The organism is Brevibacillus humidisoli, assembly GCF_020923435.1.
GTDB classification, from domain to species: Bacteria; Bacillota; Bacilli; order Brevibacillales; family Brevibacillaceae; genus Brevibacillus_E; species Brevibacillus_E humidisoli.
In genome coordinates, this window is the sequence record NZ_CP087263.1 from 2,590,859 (window position 1) to 2,608,755 (window position 17,897).

Here is a 17,897-nt window from a genome sequence, read left to right on the forward strand (position 1 = left end):
TCCCCAGTGTGCGCTATTCACGTGTAATCCTCAGGACTTCAATACATCGTGGTCGACGTACCGCTCACCATTCAGTTCGCTGATGACGTTAATCGCCACTTTGGCGCCGTCGCCAGCAGTGATGATCGTATGTACGCTTACCCCGGCGCAAGTACCCGCTGCCCAGATCCCGTCGATGCTCGTCTTGCCGTTCTCATCTACCTGGAGCACCGTTTTGATCCTTGGTTCGGTTCCCGGTTTGGTGGCAAGGCCGATTGCTTCAGCCAGATCGACCAATAGACCTGTTGCTAGAATCACATGCTTCGCCTGATACTCGTTGTTCTCCGTTTGCACCTTGAAGCCTTCTTCTTGCTTGGCCACCTGCACCACTTTATCTTGAACGAATTCGGCCCCAAACTTGCTGGCTTGCTTCTTGCCCAACTCTACCAAATCAGGCCCGGTTGTTTCCATCACGCCGTAGTGGTTTTCCACCCATGCTCGCTTGGTGATGCTTTGGTCGCTGTCAATCACCAAGGTCTTTTTGCCAGCCTTGGCGGTAAAGATCGCTGCACTCGCTCCTGCCGGCCCGGCACCAACGATGACGATATCGTACACTTCCACCAACTCCTCTTCCTATAGTTGACTTGTGAAGGCAGCAGCCTTCAGAATACCGCTCACTTTGGACCAGACAAGCATTCTCCGTCTGAGCGGGCGAGAGCTGCCACTGCTATTATGGGGGTAATCTCACCCGAATTATCCATTGAGGAGCTTTCTTTTGTCAAGCGATCGATGTGCCCAACTCCGCGTCACGTAGAAAAAACGATGAGGATGTACACCCCTGCGGCACGATCCACATAGGATGGTAACAACCGACTATCACCTAGGAAATGGCTATGGAAGGAGCCGACTCGATGACCAAACTGTATCTGACCCAAAAAGCCTGGAAACAGATTGAACAGGCCGTGCGCAGCAACCCCGAGGTGGAAACAGGCGGGGTATTGATGGGATATCCGATCAACGATGACGATTGGGCGATCACCTATGCCAGTGGACCCGGGCCGCGAGCGATGCAGTTGCGGCATGCCGTGATGTTTGACGACCTCTACTTGCGGCAGTTGGTTCGCAAGGTAAGACGAAAAACATTCGGCCGTGTCCATTACATCGGGGACTGGCACAGCCATACCATCCGCCGTCTTTCACCGAGCCGTGCAGATCGGCAAACAGTCTACATGAAGGCGTATCAGGAAAAATACGCATCGCCCTCACCACTGATGCTGATCGTTGGCGTGGACAAACGAGATGACATTCAGGCCCGAGGATTTATTCTCAATGAATCGCTTCGGGAGGTCCAGGAGATTTTGCTCACGGAGAAGCCAATGCCTCGACAACCAGACCGAAAGCCTTCATCCCCTTATGGGAAGCGGTGACAGGTTGATTTTCTGCAACGACGGCAATCGCATAGCGCGGCTGATCAGCGGGCGCATACCCTACGAACCACTGATGGTTGCGCATCCCCTGCGCTGTCTCTGTTTCAGCTGTGCCGCTCTTCCCTGCAGCTGGCCAGGGCAGCGCAGCGAGGGAGGTACCTGTTCCCTCCTCCACTACTGCTCGCAGCAGTCGGGTCAACTTGTGGGCTGTCACTTTGTCAATCCCCTCTACCGATAGCGGTTGCGACGCAAAGCGATGGAAGCTGGTTCCGTTTTGGTACGTGATCTCTTTTACCAGGCGTACCTGCCGGGGCTGCCCTCCATGCAACAAGGTGACCATCAGGTTGGCGGCGGCAAGCGGTGTGATTCGGACATCCCGTTGGCCAATCGCCGTTTGAATTAGCGCCCCTTCATCGCGAGACGAGGTGTTTTTGACAAACACTCTACCCGGTTGTTCACCATCGATCTGCCGAAAGTGTTCGATTTTGAACAAACGGGGTGTGGACCATCCAACCGGCTGCGTCAGTCCCATCCGCTGCGCATACTGCTCGATTTTTTCTGCGCCCAGGCGGTTGGCAATCTGGGCAAAGGCGATGTTGCATGAATCGGCAAACGCTTCCTCCAGCGTGATGCTGCCATGGCCGCCGTGCTTCCAGCAGGAAAAGCCGTACCTGCCGTATTCCCCTTCGCATTCAAATCGCTCTGTCGGCAGAACAACCCCCTCTGCGAGGGCGGCAGCTGCCACTACTGTTTTAAATACAGAACCAGGCGGCAGCTGTTTGACGGCATGATTCTGCCATCCGGCCGCCTGTACATCCACATGGGTTTGATCAAACGTCGGGCGGCTCAGCATAGCCAAGACGTCCCCTGTCTCCACATCCAGTACGACGATCGACCCCTCGGTGATTCCAGCCTGATCCGCCACCCGCTCCACCTCCCGCTGAATCTTGTGATCAAGCGTGGTCACGAGTGAGAGCGGATAAAAATGGTTCTCCTGCTTTTGATAACGAAGCTCCAGCCCACGCAACGGATGGCCTTGACCATCCACTACATACGACAAGGTGGACGGTTCCACTCCTTGCAAAAACCGGTCAAAACTGTGCTCTAGTCCCGCTGCCCCGACAGCTCTATCCAGGTTCATTTTGCCGTTTTGCCATTCTGCTTCATAAACGGTTTTGATATAGGACGGATTCTGACTGACATAGCCAACTGCATGCTGGGCCAAACCGTCGCCGCGATACCGCTCTGTTACCGCGAGTGCAACGATTCCCGGGATCTGCATCTGGTTGATCTGCTCTGCCTGCTCTTTGGTCAAAGAAATCAGTTCTCCCTCAGCATCCCGCAGCATGTTAGGCTCTTTGCCCGGTAAAAACAGCCGTTCGATTTCCTCTTCGTTTCGTCCGATCACAGTTGCCACCTGCTTGATCTGCTCCCTGTCCTGCAAGCTGCCCTGGGCAAGCGGGAAAACGATCAAGGCAAGTCGTTCCTGCCCGGTAAACGAATAACCGTGCCTGTCGAGAATGTCGCCGCGACCGCTATGCAACGTAATCACCTGCTGACGCTGTTTGACAGCACTTTTCACCAAATCGATTCCGTGCCTGGAAAAGTGGTGGACCGCGCCTAATTGAATCCACCACAATCGGAAAAGCAGGATAGACCATATGAAGGTAAAGAGCAGCAGTAACAAAAATGTCCGTTGTTTCGTCTTGTGCAACAGACGCACCGTACGCGCCTCCCCTTTCGTTTGCTGCCCAGTATTGCCAAATGCCGAGTTGTTAAAACCTTTCAGCGAAACGAGGAAACCGTGCGGCGGAGACAACCGAGGTGACAGTATGGGTCTGTTGTTGAGAAACAAATGATCCTGCATCCAATAAAAAAACCCTGCCATGATCTGCAGGGTTGGAGATGTATCGGCAGCGCTGTCCGACCGCTCAGTGGTCCCACGTCAGATCGTGGGGCCGATGCGGCTTGAGGATTGTATGCGCTGCTTCTCTTTTAAGATGTCACGGATCTTGGTCGAGAGCAGATCGAGGGCCACTTGATTGTAGCCCCCTTCCGGAACGATCACATCTGCATAGCGTTTGGTCGGTTCTATAAACTGCAGATGCATCGGACGAACCACCGTCAGATACTGATGGATCACAGACTCCAAGGTTCGTCCCCGCTCTCTCAAATCCCGTTGAATCCTCCGCAGGATGCGGACGTCGGCATCTGTGTCGACAAACACCTTGATATCCATCAGATCGCGAACCCGCTCGTCTTCCAGGATCAGCATGCCCTCCAAGATGATTACTTTTTTCGGCTCTACCAGCACCCTCTCTGCTGAGCGCGTGTGCTGCGTAAAATCGTAGATCGGTTTATAGACAGGTCGTCCTTGCAGCAACTCCTGCAGGTGAAACAACAGCAGGTCGTTGTCAAATGCGAAGGGATGGTCGTAATTGGTACGCACTCTCTCTTTCATACTCAGATGGCTCTGATCTTTATAATACGAGTCTTGCTCAATCATGATCACACTATCGTCTTGAAAGCGCTGATACAATTCTCTTGCTACGGTGGTTTTGCCGGATCCGCTTCCTCCGGCTACCCCAATCATCACGGGGTGACCCATGCTTCTTCTATCTCCTTCCTCACTGATGCCTCTGTAAAATGGACTGTCAGCTGTCCCGGTCAGAGTGTTTTTTGATGCTGACCGCAACCCCATCGCCTATCGGGACAAACGTCGTCTCCAGTTGAGGGTGTTCTGCCAGATAACGGTTGAAGTCGCGTATCTTCTCTACCATTGGCCGCAGTCGTTTTCCCGCCTGATCGGGGTCTGTAACCAGTCCGCGAAACAACACGTTGTCGACGATGAGCAGTCCGCCCTCATTTACAAGGGGCAGGTATTGATCGAGAAATGTACGGTACTGTCCTTTGGCTGCATCGATAAACAAGCAGTCAAAGGTACCATGATCAGGTAATCCCGCTGTGGCGTCGCCGACGATGACCTCCACTCTATCGTCAACCCCGGCTTCGGTAATGTTGGCGCGTGCCCGACTTGCTCGGTTCTCGTCAATCTCCAGCGTCACAATTCGTGCCTGCGGTGCTGCTTCGGCCAGCCAGATCGTAGAGTAGCCGATCGCGGTCCCAACCTCCAAAATACTGGTCGGCTTGTAGGCGATTAGCCACATTCGGATCATCTGCGCCGTGGCAAGCTGGACGATCGGGATGTGCTCATCTACCGCTTCTTGTTCCAGTCTAGTCAGCAGTGCTGAGCGAGCAGGGATAAGCGAAGCAACATAGGCGTCGACCTCTGGCCCTGTTATCAAAGCGGATCACACCTTTCTACCAGCTGCCGCGGCTTTTCGCGTCTCTGGCTAAATGCTCCTCATAGGTTCTTGAAAAGTAGTGTTCAGACGTACCGTCTTTTTTGGTCACGAAAAAGTAATAGTCATGCTGCTCTGGCTGCACAACAGCTTGCAGTGAGGCCCGTCCCGGGCTGGCAATCGGGCCGGGGGGCAGACCGGGGTGAAGATACGTATTGTACGGGCTTTCCACCTTTAAGTCTTCCAGCAGGATCCGGTCGCGTTGTTTTCCCAGGATGAACTGAATCGTGGCACAAGACTCCAGCAGCCATTCGTCGCGCAGTCGATTAAAGAAGACCCCGGCAACGATCGGGCGCTCCTTGTCCACTACCACCTCTCGCTCAACGATCGAAGCGAGGGTAACAGCCTCATCGATACTCATCTGCCGCCGCTGCAGTTCCTCCCGCCATTCCGGCTTGAACTCCTTCTCGAACTGGGAAAGCATGCGAGTGATAATCTCGCGTTCGGTTGCTCCCTTCTTCACTTCGTACGTTTCCGGGAACAAGTACCCCTCCAGCCGATATTTGCGTTCCTCTACTTCCGGGATATTGGCCAGAAACGGGAATTGCGAAAAGTCCCCTTCGTTTACCTCCCGCAAAAAGGCCTGCTTGTCCACTAGTCCTTCTTTTGCAAGCGAGTCAGCAATCTGCTCTACATTCCACCCTTCTGGAATGGTAAAGCGTACCGTGTCCATAATCACGTCACCACTGACCATCTTGGATATCAGTTGATCAATCGTCGCCCCCGTCTCAAACCGGTACTCTCCAGCCTGCAGCCGACTTCCCATGCCTTTGACGCCGACGTAATAGCTGAAGACAGTAGCATCGCGAATCAACCCTTCTTGTTCCAGAAGTTGACCAATATCACGTACGGAGGAGCCGGATGGGACATTTACCTGCTTGACCGCTGTCCCTTCTCCGCTGCTGACCGGCTGCAGCTGCTGATACACGTAATAGGCAGCCGCACCTCCCGCCATGACAAGCAGCAACAAGAGCGTGAGCAGTACCGTAATGATTTGGCGTCCCCGCCTTCCCCGCCGCCTCTCTCCGGTTTTGTTTGTCTGTTCCAAGGCAAATCCTCCTCTACCCTAATCTCATCCATTATACCGAAGAATGAAGAGCGTTGCACCACAAGCATCGGTTCCGACATGAGAAATACGGTCGAGAAGGCAAAAAGGTTTCAGTAACTGATCTCCATACATTAAAAACGGAACGGGCAGATTGACCCTGCCCGTTCCGTCCGCCACCTCTGTTAGAGCTCTTCGTTTTCCAGCTCCGCGATCAGTGTCTCAAACGTTTCTTCTACCTGCTGCCATTCTTCATCATTTTCGATCCCCTGCAACACACCGTCGCCTTCATAGCGGAGGAAATGGACGTCGTACTCCTCCTGGTCCTCCTGTTCAACCGGAACCAGAACCAAATAGCTGCGATCCTGGATATCAAAGATGTACATGATCCGAAAATCACGCGTGGTGCCGCCTTCTTCTTCGGCCAGCGAAATCACCTCGCCCACATCAAACTGCTCCGTAATATCCTGACTCAATTCTTATCACCTCGATTTCGCATCCAGATATCCCTGCAAGATGATCACGGCTGCCATCTTGTCGATCACCTGCTTCCGTTTTTTTCGGCTCACATCAGCAGAGATCAGCATCTTTTCGGCTGCCATCGTCGTCAACCGCTCATCCCACAAATGTACAGGGAGCTTGGTCCGCTCAGCCAACTGCCTGGCAAAACGTTGACAGTTTTCACCGCTGGGACCAATTGTGCCGTTCATGTTCTTGGGCAAACCGACGACGATCTCCTCTACCTGGTACTGACTGATCAACTGGAGCAGTCGCGCGTAATCCTGCTCTTGCGATGTCCTCCGGATCGTCTCGATACCCTGTGCGGTCCAGCCCATCTCATCGCTTACCGCGACCCCGATGGTTCGCTCCCCAACGTCCAATCCTAGTATGCGCATTTCCTGCTCCTATCCTACGCTTCGTTGTGTGATTCGCTACCCGAAAGATATTCCCGGACTAGTTCCTCAATCAGTTTGTCCCGCTCAATTTTCCCGATGAGGCTGCGTGCGTTGTTGTGCCGCGGAATAAAGGCAGGGTCACCCGAGAGCAGGTAGCCGACAATCTGGGTAATCGGGTTGTACCCTTTTTCCTGCAGCGCTTGATACACCAGAGTCAATGTCTCCTTCACTTCCGCTTCATTTGTTTCCCTGGGCACCGTATACTTCATGGTATTGTCCATGGAACTCATCACATACACCTCGATTTTCTGGAGAACGCTCAGATCGCTCTCCCTGTTTCACTCTACTATCATCTCTATTCGCTTGCGGCGCTGCCGAATCCTTTTCTTTTCACAGGTTGTCCGCTTTAGTTGCTGACGGCAGCCTGCTTGCGCACCAGTTCTTCCACGACTGCAAGTGCTTCACCCAGTTTGGCCGGATCTTTTCCACCCGCCTGAGCCATGTCCGGTCGCCCGCCGCCTCCGCCGCCACAGCGTCCCGCTACTTCCTTGACGATTTTTCCTGCATGGAATCCTTGCTCCATCAAATCTTTGGTCACTCCTGCGACCAACTGTACTTTCTCGCCGTCAACCGCTCCCAATACGATGACTGCCGAGCCCAGCTTCGCTTTCAGATCGTCAACCATGCCGCGCAAACTATCCATGTCGGCAGCCGACACGCGAGCGCTCAATACCTGTACATCACCTACTTGTTTTACCTGTTCCGTCAGCCCCACCGCTTCCATATTGCCTAGTTTTGCCCGCAGTGACTCGTTCTCCCGCTGTACCTCTCGGATCTGCTGCAAAACCGCTTCCACACGAGCCGGCGTCTCTTGCAGTTGTGTCGCCTTGACGGCATGGGCCACTTCCCGCAAGGTGTTCAGCTGCTGGTTGAGGTACTGATAGGCTCCACGTCCGGTCACGGCTTCGATCCGACGGGTTCCTGCACCAATCCCGCTTTCGCTGACAATCTTGAACAATCCGATCTCCGCCGTATTGTTCACATGACAACCACCGCAAAGCTCCAGGCTGTAGTCTCCTACCTGCACCAGGCGCACAATCTCGCCATATTTTTCGCCAAACAGGGCCATCGCGCCCATCGCCTTCGCCTCGGCCAGCGGTTTCTGCATCACATCGACACCCAGATTGGCCCATACTTTTTCGTTGACGATTGCCTCGATTTGCTCCAGTTCTTCGGGACTGACCGTACTGATATGGGTAAAGTCAAACCGCAGTCGTTCCGGTGCAACCAGTGAACCGGCCTGATTGACGTGTGTGCCCAATACGTCCTTGAGAGCCTGATGCAGCAGGTGCGTCGCAGTATGGTTTTTCACGATGTCAATCCGCGCTTCCCGATTGACAACCGCTTCCACCGTATCACCTACCCGCAGCGTTCCTGCCTCCACGACCACACTGTGGACGTGTTGACCCATCGGCCCCTTCTGTACATCGGCAACCCGTGCCTTGACCACGTCGGAGGCAAGTACGCCTTCGTCATTTACCTGGCCGCCGCTCTCGGCATAAAATGGGGTCCGGTCCAGTACGACCTGACAAGCATCCCCTTCATCTACTTGATCGACCAACTGGTTGTTGGCAATAATCGCAGCCACCTTGGCATTTGTTACCAGATCAGTATACCCAATAAACTCGCTCTTAACCGCAAGCTCGCTCAGCGGTCCGCCTTGTGTCTGCATGCTGTCCACTTCCTGGCGTGCAGCACGGGCCCGTTCACGCTGCTCATCCATCGCTCTCTCAAACCCTTCCCGATCGACGGATAATCCGTGTTCACTAGCGAAGTCTTCGGTCAGGTCGACGGGGAAGCCGTACGTATCGTACAGTTTAAACGTATCCGCTCCGGACAGCTTCATCTCCCCGGCTGCCTTGGTCTGCTCAACCATCTGCTCCAGGATGGTTAATCCTTCATTCAGCGTCTCGTGGAAACGCTCTTCTTCTGCGCGGATCACTTTTTCAATGAAGGCACGCTTCTCTACCACTTCTGGATAGAACTCTCCCATCATGCGGCCGACTACTTCTGTCAGTTGATACAAAAACGGCTTTTCAATCCCGAGCAGTTTCCCCATCCGTACCGCACGACGGAGCAGACGACGAATCACGTAACCACGCCCCTCATTGGAAGGAAGCGCTCCGTCGCCAATCGCAAAGACGACCGTCCGCGTATGATCGGCGATCACTTTCAGAGCCACGTCCGTCTCAGCCCCGGCCCTGTAGGCTACGCCAGTGATCGCGCTGGTCGCTTCAATCAGCGGGAACAGCAGATCTGTTTCGTAGTTGTTGTCCACCTCCTGTAGGATCGACGCCATCCGCTCCAATCCCATCCCGGTATCGATGTTCTTCTTTGGAAGCGGAGTGTAGCTACCATCCGGATTGTGGTTATATTGAGAAAAGACGAGATTCCACACTTCCAGGTAACGCTCGTTTTCACCGCCGGGGTACAATTCAGGATCATTGGGATCACTGCCAAACCGTTCGCCGCGATCGTAAAAGATCTCCGAGTTGGGGCCGCACGGGCCTTCCCCAATGTCCCAGAAGTTCTCCTCCAGCCGGACAATCCGTTCTTTTGGAATGCCTACTTCTTGATGCCAAATCTCAAATGCTTCATCATCTTCCGGGTGAATCGTCACCGACAACTTCTCCGGATCGAAGCCGATCCACTCCGGACTGGTGAGAAACTCCCAAGCCCAGTGAATCGCCTCTCGCTTGAAGTAATCCCCGATCGAGAAGTTGCCCAGCATCTCAAAAAACGTATGGTGGCGGGCTGTACGCCCGACATTCTCGATGTCATTGGTACGAATCGCCTTTTGGGAATTGGTGATCCGCGGATTGTCCGGGATAATCCGTCCATCAAAGTATTTCTTGAGTGTCGCCACCCCGCTGTTGATCCACAGCAACGATGGATCGTCATGCGGAATCAGCGGTGCACTCGGCTCGATGCGGTGTCCTTTGGTTACGAAAAAGTCGAGATACATTTGGCGGATTTGATTGCCTGTCAGCTTTTTCATCGTTTTTCCTCCTCAATATGAAAAAAGCTCTCATCCCGATCAGGGACGAGAACTGTTGTCTCGCGGTACCACCCTGCTTACAGACAGCCGGCCCCATGCCGCAACAGTCTGTCGCTCTTGATGCCCGTAACGTGGGCTGAACGCCGGGTTTGCCCGGTCTTCGGAATAGCCTTCAGTCGCGCTGCTTTTTAGGCACCCTCTCAACCACGGAGCACCCTCTCTGTAAAAAGGACTGCAACCTACTCGTTCCATCATCGATCAACTGTTTTCCATTCATAGGGTATTATATCGGGTCGCTGAACGGCCTGTCAACTTTCCCGCAAAATCAACACGATCCGACTGATTAGTACTTTAAGCACGGCCAAGGCAGGTACAGCGATGATGAGTCCAACGATCCCCCCAAGCGCTTCCCCTGCCAGCAGAGCCAATATGATGAGCAGCGGGTGAAGCTTGAGCGACCGGCCGACGATATTGGGAGACAAAATGTTGCCCTCTATCACCTGGATCACGAGATTGATCACCAATACCAGAATCACCGTTTTGGTGGAAATGGTTAAAGCGACAACCGCGGCCGGTGTGGCGCCAATCAAGGGACCGATGTAAGGAATCACGTTGGTCAGACAGACGACCGCAGCCAGAACGAATGGATACGGCATATCGATCAGCCAGTATCCCACGTAAGCCAAACCGCCGACGATCAGTGCTACCACCATTTGTCCGTGCAGATACTTGGCCAGCACATCGTTTACATCGCGCAGCGTAACGATCGTCTTGCGGCGGTAGGCACGAGGTATGATCTGCATGAGGGCTCGCTGAATCAACTTCATGTCCTTTAAAAAGTAAAAGGCGATAAAAGGGATCACCGCATACCCTAAAAGTTTGCTGATCGTTTCTCTTGCGTTTTCCACCAGATCACTGATGCCCTGCGCCATTCGTTCTTTGGACTGTATGATCACCCTATCAACGCCACTCTGGATCGTATCCGGCAAAATGTATTTGTGGTACTCCCATTCCGTCATCCAGGTATGATACCAATTGGACAATCGCGGCAGATCGTCGGAGAGTTCGATCAGCTGACGGGTGAACACGGGGATCGCATTGATCAGGATCACCACAAGCGTCAGAATAAATGAGGTGTAAATGAGCAGGACAGCTACGGAACGAGGCACTTTCCGCTTTTCCAGTGCGGTGACTACGGGATGCAGGAGGTAGGCTACCAACAGCCCGATCAGAAAGGGAAGCAGGATTTCTCCAGTCCACTCTGCGATACAGGACAGCACGGGGCGAAGCCACCAGAGCAGGTTGGCCAACACCAGCAGCGCGATCAGGTTGATGACAATCGAGAAAAAACGATTCCGCTGCATCGTCCCTTTGCCCTCCTCCACTGTTGCTAATCACTAGCATGTACGAAGGCGGACAAAAAAATCCCCTCTCCATGGAGGGGAACTGCCCACAGATCAGCGGGCAACTTTCGTCAATAAGCGGCCCATATTCATCATGTTGCGCAGAAAGGGGAGCCGTCTCGTGTTCATACCGAACTGGAACCACCTGCGCCGCCTAGGACGCAGCAAAAAACTGACTGCCGTTACAGCCATGCCTGTCACAATCATTCCCAGTATACCACGTACCATGCTGACTCCTCCTTCGTAGTTGTCTCCGCTAGATCTGGGCTGACAGCGATTGATCTTCCAGGAACAGATCGTTGAGGGAATGGAGGGAACCGTCTTCTTCCACCTGGTAAATGGAAGAGACCTGGTCGCCATCGACACTCAGCTCAACAAAGCAGTTCCAACAGTAGTACTGGTTTGTACCAATTTTCCCAATATCTTTCGATGAACAATTGGGGCAAATCACCCGCATGTGCGTGCTACCTCCTCATGATTGGACACTCTCGGCCTGGTGACGGGGGAACTCGGGAATGATCAGGGCTTCCTTTCCGACCACTGGTGAATATGCCAGGGGCAGACGTTTGCGCCCTTCTGTCAGGTCTGCAATCCAACCGTCTGACAGTTCGTACCCTACTAGCTTCTCCCAGTTGGATGAGAAGTAAACATCTTCCACATTACCCAGAGATTCTCCCCGTTCCGTCAAAACCGTTTTGCCGCGTAAGCAGCCTTTTCCGGTAAAGACTCCCAGTACATCTACATCGGCGAGTGACTCCATGGAGGTAGCAGCGCCCCTGCTTGACACGGTAAGACAATCGTCTCCTACCGCATGAATCAACTCGAAGGGGATGAACGTTCCCGGCTGAAACCAGCTCTTTTCTTCCAGTACGATGCCCAGCGTACGCCACGTCTTGTCGCAGAGAATGTCGCGGACAATGCCAATCTGCTCGCCGGAATCGAGACAGACGACGGGCAATCCCAGCACATCCAGTCCTCTCTGCATGTGCCTTCCCCCTTCCGCTCTCTTAGTATCCGGCGAGCGTGAGGTTCCCATGCGCTGCAAACTGTGGCAATCAGTCGGTTTCCTGACCTACAAGTCGCTGTCGCAGATAGGTGTGGCGTACACTTTCATCGTCGTTTTCAACGGCCAGACGAAAGGCCTCGGGGTCCCCGCAGAGCAAAAGATACGATTTGCTGCGTGTTACCCCGGTGTATACCAGTTTACGCCGAAGCATGCGGTAGTATTGACGGACAAACGGCATGATCACGATCGGGAACTCGCTTCCCTGCGACTTGTGCACAGAACAGCAGTAAGCCAAGGTTAGTTGATGGTACTGCGAACGTTTGTAGGCCACCTCTTTGCCGTCAAACAAAACCACCAGCAGTTCCTCCTGCTGCTCATTTTCGTTGGGGCGAAAAATAGCGACGATTTCGCCAATGTCACCGTTGTACACCTGCTCCTCGGCGTTGTTGACCAACTGCAGCACTTTGTCACCGGTGCGGAACACAGTCTCTCCATACGAAACTTCCCGCTTTTGCTCCGTCTTTGGGTTAAACAAATCCTGCAGTTCCTGATTTAGCTGGTTGACACCCGCGTTTCCCTTGTACATCGGGGAAAGAACCTGAATCTCTTTTGGTGTGTACCCTTTTTTTACGGCTCCCTCACAGATTTGTTTCACGATTCGCACAAGATCTTGTGGCGAACTTGTGAAAAATCTGCGATCAGGGGCAGGGGACAGCAGATCCTCCGGAACCTTCCCCTCGCGAATGTCATGGGCTAGCCGAATGATCGAGGATTGCTCCGCCTGACGGTAGATGTCGTGCAGGTGAACCTGCGGGATGAGGCCGGAATCGATCATGTCCTGCAGCACATGGCCCGGTCCTACTGAGGGCAGTTGATCGGGATCGCCGACCATCACGATCTGGATGTCATCCGGCAGGGCACGGAACAACTGGTTGGCAAGCCAAATATCTACCATCGACATCTCGTCAATGATCAGAAGCCTGCCGTGCACCTGACGTTCCTGATCGTACTCGAAGCTGTCGCCATTCCATCCAAGCAAACGGTGAATCGTCATCGCCGGCAGGCCGGTTGTCTCTGTCATCCGCTTCGCCGCTCTGCCAGTGGGTGCAACGAGCAGGATCGGGAACGGATTCTCATACGGATCGTACTGCTTGGGATCAAGCGAAAGACCGTTCAGCTCCGCGAAGACGCAGCAAATGGCACGGATCACGGTGGTCTTGCCCGTTCCGGGTCCGCCGGTCAGCAGCATCAGGCCGCTCTGCAGCGCTTGTTCCACCGCTTCCCGCTGGGAAGCAGCGTACGTGATCCCCAGCTCTTCTTCTACTTTGCCTAACGCCCGATAATATTCCGAAGCGGGAAACGCTTCCTGAAAAGCTCGTTTGGCAAAATAGCGAAGCTGCTTGGCCAAGCCGATCTCCGCAAAAAAGAGAGTCGACAGATAGGCACGATCATCGTCCCAGATCAGCTTTTGCTCTTCAAACATATGCTGTATGGCAAGTGTCAGTTCATCGTCTTGAAACGAATGACCCCCGCATTCCGCAAGCAATCTGCGGCTCCTATCTGCCAGTTCGGCAACCGGCAGATAGACATGCCCCTCTCCATAAGCGGCCTCTTTCAGCGTATAGAGTACAGCCGCTTTGACCCGCTCCGGCGAAGAAGCAGCGACGCCAACGGCGCGGGCAATCTCGTCAGCCCGCTTAAAGCCGATGCCATCAATATCCTCAACCAGCTTGTACGGTGACGTTTGCAAGATGTCCATCGTCTCTGATTTGTAGGTCTGGTAGATGCGGAGGGCGAGATGAACACCGATGCCAAAATCGTAGAGGAAGACCATGGTTCTCTCCAACATGCGGTGCTCCAACACCGAATCGTAGATTTTGCGCGCCCGCTCACGTGAAATCCCCGGAACCTGCTCCAACTGCTCCGGGTTATCAGCAATCACCGAGAGCGCATCCACCCCCAAGTGGGCCACAATCCGCTTGGCCGTCTTTTTGCCGATCCCCTCGAACAACCCGCTGGCCAAATACTTTTCCACACCCGCTGCCGTCTTGGGTGTCTCCCGCTCGTAACGATTGACACTATACTGACTGCCAAACCTCGGATGCACCTTCCACTCACCGTAGAACGTATACACCTCATCGGGATGAGGGCGCGGAAAGTGGCCAACCACAACGACTTCCTTTTCGCTGATCGATTCGTTTGTCTCCTCTACCTGAAAACGATACACCCCGTACCAATTCTCTTCATTGAAGTAAATTTCTCGCACCACTTGTCCTCGGATAAACGGTTCGACAAACAGGGAGAGCGTCTGTTGCGACAAACGCACCGCCTCCTTACATAGCAAAACCTGGTACCAGACCAGATAACAAGTTATTTGCTGCCCTTTAGCTGTTTGACGATCTCCGCTATCCGGACAGCCGCCTGGTTCACTTGCTCTACCGTATTCCCCCATCCAAAGCTAAAGCGTATCGCAGATCTGCTGCGCGATTCGTCCAGACACATCGCCTGCAGCACATGCGACAATTCCAATGAACCTGATGAACAGGCTGAACCGCTCGCTGCAGCAATTCCGGCCAGATCCAGGTTCAGCAGCATGGTCTCGGTGTCGGTTCCGGGAAAGCTGACGTTTAAGATGTGCGGCAAATACTGTTCCGGGTGACCATTGATGTAGAAATCGATTTGCGAGGTTTGCCAGGTCTCGATCATGGCCTGCCTCAATCTTCCGTATTGAGCCCACTTGTTCTCCATTTCTTCTGCAGCCAGTTTGACCGCTTCGGCAAACCCGACGATTCCAGGTACGTTCTCCGTGCCAGCCCGCCGATTGCGCTCTTGAGACCCGCCAAAAATAAACGGCGACAGCTTGACACCTCCGGCGACGTACAAGAGGCCAACGCCTTTTGGTCCGTTGATTTTGTGAGCAGAAGCAGACAGCAGATCAACAGGAAGTTCAGCCAGATCAATCTGTAGCAGACCAAATGCTTGTACGGCATCGGTGTGAAACAAGATCTGTTTGTCCCGCAGCAGCTGGCCTATGCTCGCGATCGGCTGAATGGTCCCTACCTCATTATTGCCCATGATGATCGAGACCAAAATGGTATTGGGCCGCAGGGCTTGCTCCAGAGCGGACACCTGCACCATGCCAGTTTCGTCAACCGGCAAATACGTCACTTCAAAGCCGTTTTCCTCCAGAAACTCGCAGGTGTGGAGTACGGCGTGGTGTTCCGCCCGGGTGGTAATGATATGGTTGCCCCGTTCCCGATTGGCCATCGCGGCGCCGATAATCGCCATGTTGTCCGCTTCGGTTCCACTGCCGGTAAAGACCAGCTGTTTGGGACGGACCCGAAGAAACTGGGCAATTACATCGCGTGAGCCTTCGACTGCCGCACGAGCTGTCCGCCCATAGCTGTGAATACTGGAAGGGTTGCCGAAATGGTCTGTCAGATATGGCTGCATCGCCTCCCGGACACGTGGGTGAACCGGGGTGGTGGCGGCGTGATCGAGATAAATACTCATCATCATTCACCTGTCTGTATCAAAAGAATGTTGTTCATCCACTGCAGATGGTTCATAACTGTCGGTGAGATCTGCAAGATCGCCGTTAAATGTAAAACATGTAGCTTTCCGTGCGGCCGTCGTCCTGATACGTAATCAGGTCTCTCAGCGTGGTTGAATCCAGCACCGCAGAGATACTGTCACGTATTCGGAGCCACAAGTAGCGTTTGGCAGGATCTTCCTCTTCCATGAATTCCACCGGGCTGATCGGTCCTTCTAGCACACGGATTACATCACCCGAGGTAATCTCTTCCGGCGGCTTGGAGAGTACGTAGCCGCCGTACGCCCCTCTGATGCTCTTCACTAGACCGGCATTGCGCAGCGGAGCCACCAATTGTTCCAGGTAGTGTTCCGACAAATCGTTCCGCTGGGCAATGCTTTTCAGGGATACAGGGCCGTTGCCGTAGTTGGAGGCGAGTTCCATCATAATCGTCAAACCATAGCGTCCTTTAGTCGAAATCTTCAAGAGTAACATCTCTCCTTTGCCCAAACTTCATACATAATCTGCCTGCCGCAACGACTCATGAGCCGAGGTTTGCAGGAAAGAATAGCGATACGGGAGGTGAGTGAGGTGGCCGACAAGAAGCGCTCAAAGACAGGAGAAAACCATCGCTCCGAGCAACTGTACGATCAGCCAGCCGGTCGTATTGCCCACAAGGCCCGTTTTGGAGCCAGCGAAAACAGCAAACAGCCCAATGAAAACGGTGATCTGCCCGACGAACCGGGTGGCGATGTCCGCACTTGATTACATGTGACGACTGCGACGTGTTTCCTGGCGTTCCCTGATCTGTTGTTCATAACCGATCGGTTTTGGACGATAAAACGCGTACTCTACGCCATCCGGCAGGTACTGCTGTGGAATATGTCCATCGGGATAATCGTGCGGGTAGAGGTAACCGTCTCCATGTCCCAGCTTGGCCGCTCCTTTGTAGGCACGATCGCGCAGATGGAGAGGCACCGGCTTATGTCCGTCCGTGCGTATCGTCTCCAACGCCTCATTGATCCCGTTGTAGGCCGCATTGCTTTTCGGCGCTGTCGCCAGGTAAGTGGTCGCCTGAGCCAGCGGAATCCGCCCCTCCGGCATGCCAACCAGCTCAAGAGCCTGAAAACAGGAGACCGCTACCGTCACGGCTTGGGGGTCCGCATTGCCAATGTCTTCCGAGGCGGCTATCACCAGTCGACGAGCGATAAATCGCGGATCTTCCCCGGCGTCGATCATCCGCGCCAGCCAGTACAAGGCGGCATCGGGATCAGAACCGCGAATCGACTTGATAAAGGCGGAGATCGTATCATAGTGATTGTCCCCACTCTTGTCATAGCGAACCGCACGACGCTGAATCGACTCTACCGCCACGTCCAGGGTGATCACAATCCTGCCGTCTGAGCCAGGAGGTGTGGTCAATGCCGCCAGTTCCAGCGCATTGAGCAAACGGCGCGCATCCCCTTCGGCGTAGTGAACCAGATGATCGGTCGCTTCTGAAGTCAGCTCCACTTCCAGCTCTCCCAGACCCTGCTCACGGTCTGTTAGCGCCCGGTTGATCACCCGGGCCAGTTCCTGCTCGCTCAATGGATTGAGCTGGAAGATCTGCGAGCGGGAGAGCAGCGCCGCGTTTACTTCAAAAAAGGGATTTTCCGTAGTAGCTCCGATCAGGATGATCGTCCCTTCCTCTACATAGGGAAGAAGGGCATCCTGCTGTCCCTTGTTAAAACGGTGGATCTCGTCGACGAACAAGGTGGTACGCTGACTGTTCATAACCAGCCGGTCCTTCGCCTCGTTCACAATCGCTCTGATATCGGCCACCCCGGCGGTAACCGCATTTAACTCGGCAAAATGGGTCTTGGTCGTACGGGCGATCACTTTGGCGATTGTCGTCTTGCCTGTGCCGGGCGGTCCGTAAAAAATCAGGGAAGAGACTTGGTCCGCCTCAATCGCCCGACGCAGCAGTTTGCCGGGGCCGAGGATATGCGACTGGCCGAGCACCTCATCGAGCGTACGCGGTCTTAACCTGGCAGCCAACGGCTTTATTTTCCCAGACTGCTGTTCCTCAAATGCAAACGAAAATAAGTCCATCTGTCCGAATTCCTTCCATTCCTATAGGATCTATCCCCCATATCATAACACTTGCCTCTTCCCCGGGCAAAGAAAACTAGGCAAGCTCAGTCTGCGTT

General features: G+C 53.9%; 19 protein-coding genes. 2 read left to right on the forward strand and 17 right to left on the reverse strand.

Features of this window, described 5'->3' with window-relative positions:
• Positions 1-30: 30 nt before the first annotated feature.
• Positions 31-594, reverse strand: a complete 564-nt coding sequence (locus LOK74_RS12850) for an FAD-dependent oxidoreductase (protein WP_230046998.1) — start codon at positions 592-594, stop codon at positions 31-33.
• A 296-nt stretch (positions 595-890) separates the two neighbouring features.
• Here LOK74_RS12850 and LOK74_RS12855 point away from each other — a divergent pair, with 296 nt between their 5' ends.
• Positions 891-1,406: a Mov34/MPN/PAD-1 family protein gene (locus LOK74_RS12855; protein ID WP_230042441.1), complete on the forward strand. Its 516-nt coding sequence runs from the start codon at positions 891-893 to the stop codon at positions 1,404-1,406.
• Here the strand turns inward: LOK74_RS12855 and LOK74_RS12860 are convergent.
• The 15 genes from LOK74_RS12860 to cymR all read right to left on the reverse strand — a co-directional run bounded on the left by LOK74_RS12860 (position 1,342) and on the right by cymR (position 16,194).
• On the reverse strand, positions 1,342-3,129 hold the full coding sequence (locus LOK74_RS12860) for a peptidoglycan D,D-transpeptidase FtsI family protein (protein ID WP_230042442.1): 1,788 nt from the start codon (positions 3,127-3,129) through the stop codon (positions 1,342-1,344). The genes LOK74_RS12855 and LOK74_RS12860 overlap by 65 nt on opposite strands.
• Positions 3,130-3,351: 222 nt before the next feature.
• Positions 3,352-4,014, reverse strand: coding sequence for a uridine kinase (gene udk, locus LOK74_RS12865; RefSeq protein ID WP_230042443.1), 663 nt, complete (start codon positions 4,012-4,014; stop codon positions 3,352-3,354).
• Between the two features lie 46 nt (positions 4,015-4,060).
• Positions 4,061-4,711 carry an O-methyltransferase gene (locus tag LOK74_RS12870; RefSeq protein WP_230042444.1) on the reverse strand — a complete coding sequence of 217 codons (651 nt, stop codon included), beginning with the start codon at positions 4,709-4,711 and terminating at the stop codon, positions 4,061-4,063.
• A gap of 16 nt (positions 4,712-4,727) precedes the next feature.
• Positions 4,728-5,723, reverse strand: coding sequence for an endolytic transglycosylase MltG (gene mltG / locus LOK74_RS12875; RefSeq protein WP_230046999.1), 996 nt, complete (start codon positions 5,721-5,723; stop codon positions 4,728-4,730).
• 275 nt (positions 5,724-5,998) lie between these two features.
• Positions 5,999-6,289, reverse strand: a complete 291-nt coding sequence (locus tag LOK74_RS12880; protein ID WP_230042445.1) for a DUF1292 domain-containing protein — start codon at positions 6,287-6,289, stop codon at positions 5,999-6,001.
• A 6-nt stretch (positions 6,290-6,295) separates the two neighbouring features.
• On the reverse strand, positions 6,296-6,709 hold the full coding sequence (gene ruvX / locus LOK74_RS12885; RefSeq protein WP_230042446.1) for a Holliday junction resolvase RuvX: 414 nt from the start codon (positions 6,707-6,709) through the stop codon (positions 6,296-6,298).
• Between the two features lie 14 nt (positions 6,710-6,723).
• On the reverse strand, positions 6,724-6,999 hold the full coding sequence (locus LOK74_RS12890) for an IreB family regulatory phosphoprotein (RefSeq protein ID WP_230042447.1): 276 nt from the start codon (positions 6,997-6,999) through the stop codon (positions 6,724-6,726).
• A 116-nt stretch (positions 7,000-7,115) separates the two neighbouring features.
• Positions 7,116-9,767 (reverse strand): alanine--tRNA ligase, encoded by a 2,652-nt coding sequence (gene alaS, locus LOK74_RS12895; protein ID WP_230042448.1) that lies wholly within the window; start codon positions 9,765-9,767, stop codon positions 7,116-7,118.
• Between the two features lie 308 nt (positions 9,768-10,075).
• On the reverse strand, positions 10,076-11,131 hold the full coding sequence (locus LOK74_RS12900) for an AI-2E family transporter (protein ID WP_230042449.1): 1,056 nt from the start codon (positions 11,129-11,131) through the stop codon (positions 10,076-10,078).
• A 93-nt stretch (positions 11,132-11,224) separates the two neighbouring features.
• Complete coding sequence (locus LOK74_RS12905) at positions 11,225-11,398, reverse strand: hypothetical protein (protein ID WP_230042450.1); 174 nt, start codon at positions 11,396-11,398, stop codon at positions 11,225-11,227.
• A gap of 28 nt (positions 11,399-11,426) precedes the next feature.
• Complete coding sequence (locus tag LOK74_RS12910; protein ID WP_230042451.1) at positions 11,427-11,627, reverse strand: hypothetical protein; 201 nt, start codon at positions 11,625-11,627, stop codon at positions 11,427-11,429.
• Between the two features lie 15 nt (positions 11,628-11,642).
• On the reverse strand, positions 11,643-12,155 hold the full coding sequence (locus LOK74_RS12915; protein WP_230042452.1) for a PRC-barrel domain-containing protein: 513 nt from the start codon (positions 12,153-12,155) through the stop codon (positions 11,643-11,645).
• A gap of 70 nt (positions 12,156-12,225) precedes the next feature.
• Positions 12,226-14,496 carry an SF1B family DNA helicase RecD2 gene (gene recD2 / locus LOK74_RS12920; protein WP_230042453.1) on the reverse strand — a complete coding sequence of 757 codons (2,271 nt, stop codon included), beginning with the start codon at positions 14,494-14,496 and terminating at the stop codon, positions 12,226-12,228.
• A gap of 50 nt (positions 14,497-14,546) precedes the next feature.
• Positions 14,547-15,695: a cysteine desulfurase family protein gene (locus LOK74_RS12925; RefSeq protein ID WP_230042454.1), complete on the reverse strand. Its 1,149-nt coding sequence runs from the start codon at positions 15,693-15,695 to the stop codon at positions 14,547-14,549.
• 79 nt (positions 15,696-15,774) lie between these two features.
• A complete protein-coding gene (cymR, locus tag LOK74_RS12930; RefSeq protein ID WP_230042455.1) occupies positions 15,775-16,194 on the reverse strand; it encodes a cysteine metabolism transcriptional regulator CymR in 420 nt (139 codons plus the stop codon).
• Positions 16,195-16,299: 105 nt separating this feature from the next.
• Between cymR and LOK74_RS12935 the strand changes: the two genes are divergently transcribed.
• Positions 16,300-16,473 carry a hypothetical protein gene (locus LOK74_RS12935; protein WP_230042456.1) on the forward strand — a complete coding sequence of 58 codons (174 nt, stop codon included), beginning with the start codon at positions 16,300-16,302 and terminating at the stop codon, positions 16,471-16,473.
• Here LOK74_RS12935 and LOK74_RS12940 read toward each other — a convergent pair whose 3' ends face one another.
• Positions 16,474-17,799 carry an AAA family ATPase gene (locus LOK74_RS12940; protein WP_230042457.1) on the reverse strand — a complete coding sequence of 442 codons (1,326 nt, stop codon included), beginning with the start codon at positions 17,797-17,799 and terminating at the stop codon, positions 16,474-16,476. It abuts the gene before it with no gap.
• Between the last annotated feature and the right edge of the window lie 98 nt (positions 17,800-17,897).

What these genes read in the sequence shown, in the direction of transcription:
- LOK74_RS12855 (WP_230042441.1), top strand. Translation starts at nt 891, where the DNA reads ATGACCAAACTGTATCTGACCCAAAAAGCCTGGAAACAGATTGAACAG.
- udk (WP_230042443.1), bottom strand. Translation starts at nt 4,014, where the DNA reads ATGGGTCACCCCGTGATGATTGGGGTAGCCGGAGGAAGCGGATCCGGC.
- mltG (WP_230046999.1), bottom strand. Translation starts at nt 5,723, where the DNA reads ATGGCGGGAGGTGCGGCTGCCTATTACGTGTATCAGCAGCTGCAGCCG.
- ruvX (WP_230042446.1), bottom strand. Translation starts at nt 6,709, where the DNA reads ATGCGCATACTAGGATTGGACGTTGGGGAGCGAACCATCGGGGTCGCG.
- LOK74_RS12890 (WP_230042447.1), bottom strand. Translation starts at nt 6,999, where the DNA reads ATGAGTTCCATGGACAATACCATGAAGTATACGGTGCCCAGGGAAACA.
- alaS (WP_230042448.1), bottom strand. Translation starts at nt 9,767, where the DNA reads ATGAAAAAGCTGACAGGCAATCAAATCCGCCAAATGTATCTCGACTTT.
- LOK74_RS12900 (WP_230042449.1), bottom strand. Translation starts at nt 11,131, where the DNA reads ATGCAGCGGAATCGTTTTTTCTCGATTGTCATCAACCTGATCGCGCTG.
- LOK74_RS12905 (WP_230042450.1), bottom strand. Translation starts at nt 11,398, where the DNA reads ATGGTACGTGGTATACTGGGAATGATTGTGACAGGCATGGCTGTAACG.
- LOK74_RS12910 (WP_230042451.1), bottom strand. Translation starts at nt 11,627, where the DNA reads ATGCGGGTGATTTGCCCCAATTGTTCATCGAAAGATATTGGGAAAATT.
- LOK74_RS12915 (WP_230042452.1), bottom strand. Translation starts at nt 12,155, where the DNA reads ATGCAGAGAGGACTGGATGTGCTGGGATTGCCCGTCGTCTGTCTCGAT.
- LOK74_RS12925 (WP_230042454.1), bottom strand. Translation starts at nt 15,695, where the DNA reads ATGATGATGAGTATTTATCTCGATCACGCCGCCACCACCCCGGTTCAC.
- LOK74_RS12940 (WP_230042457.1), bottom strand. Translation starts at nt 17,799, where the DNA reads ATGGACTTATTTTCGTTTGCATTTGAGGAACAGCAGTCTGGGAAAATA.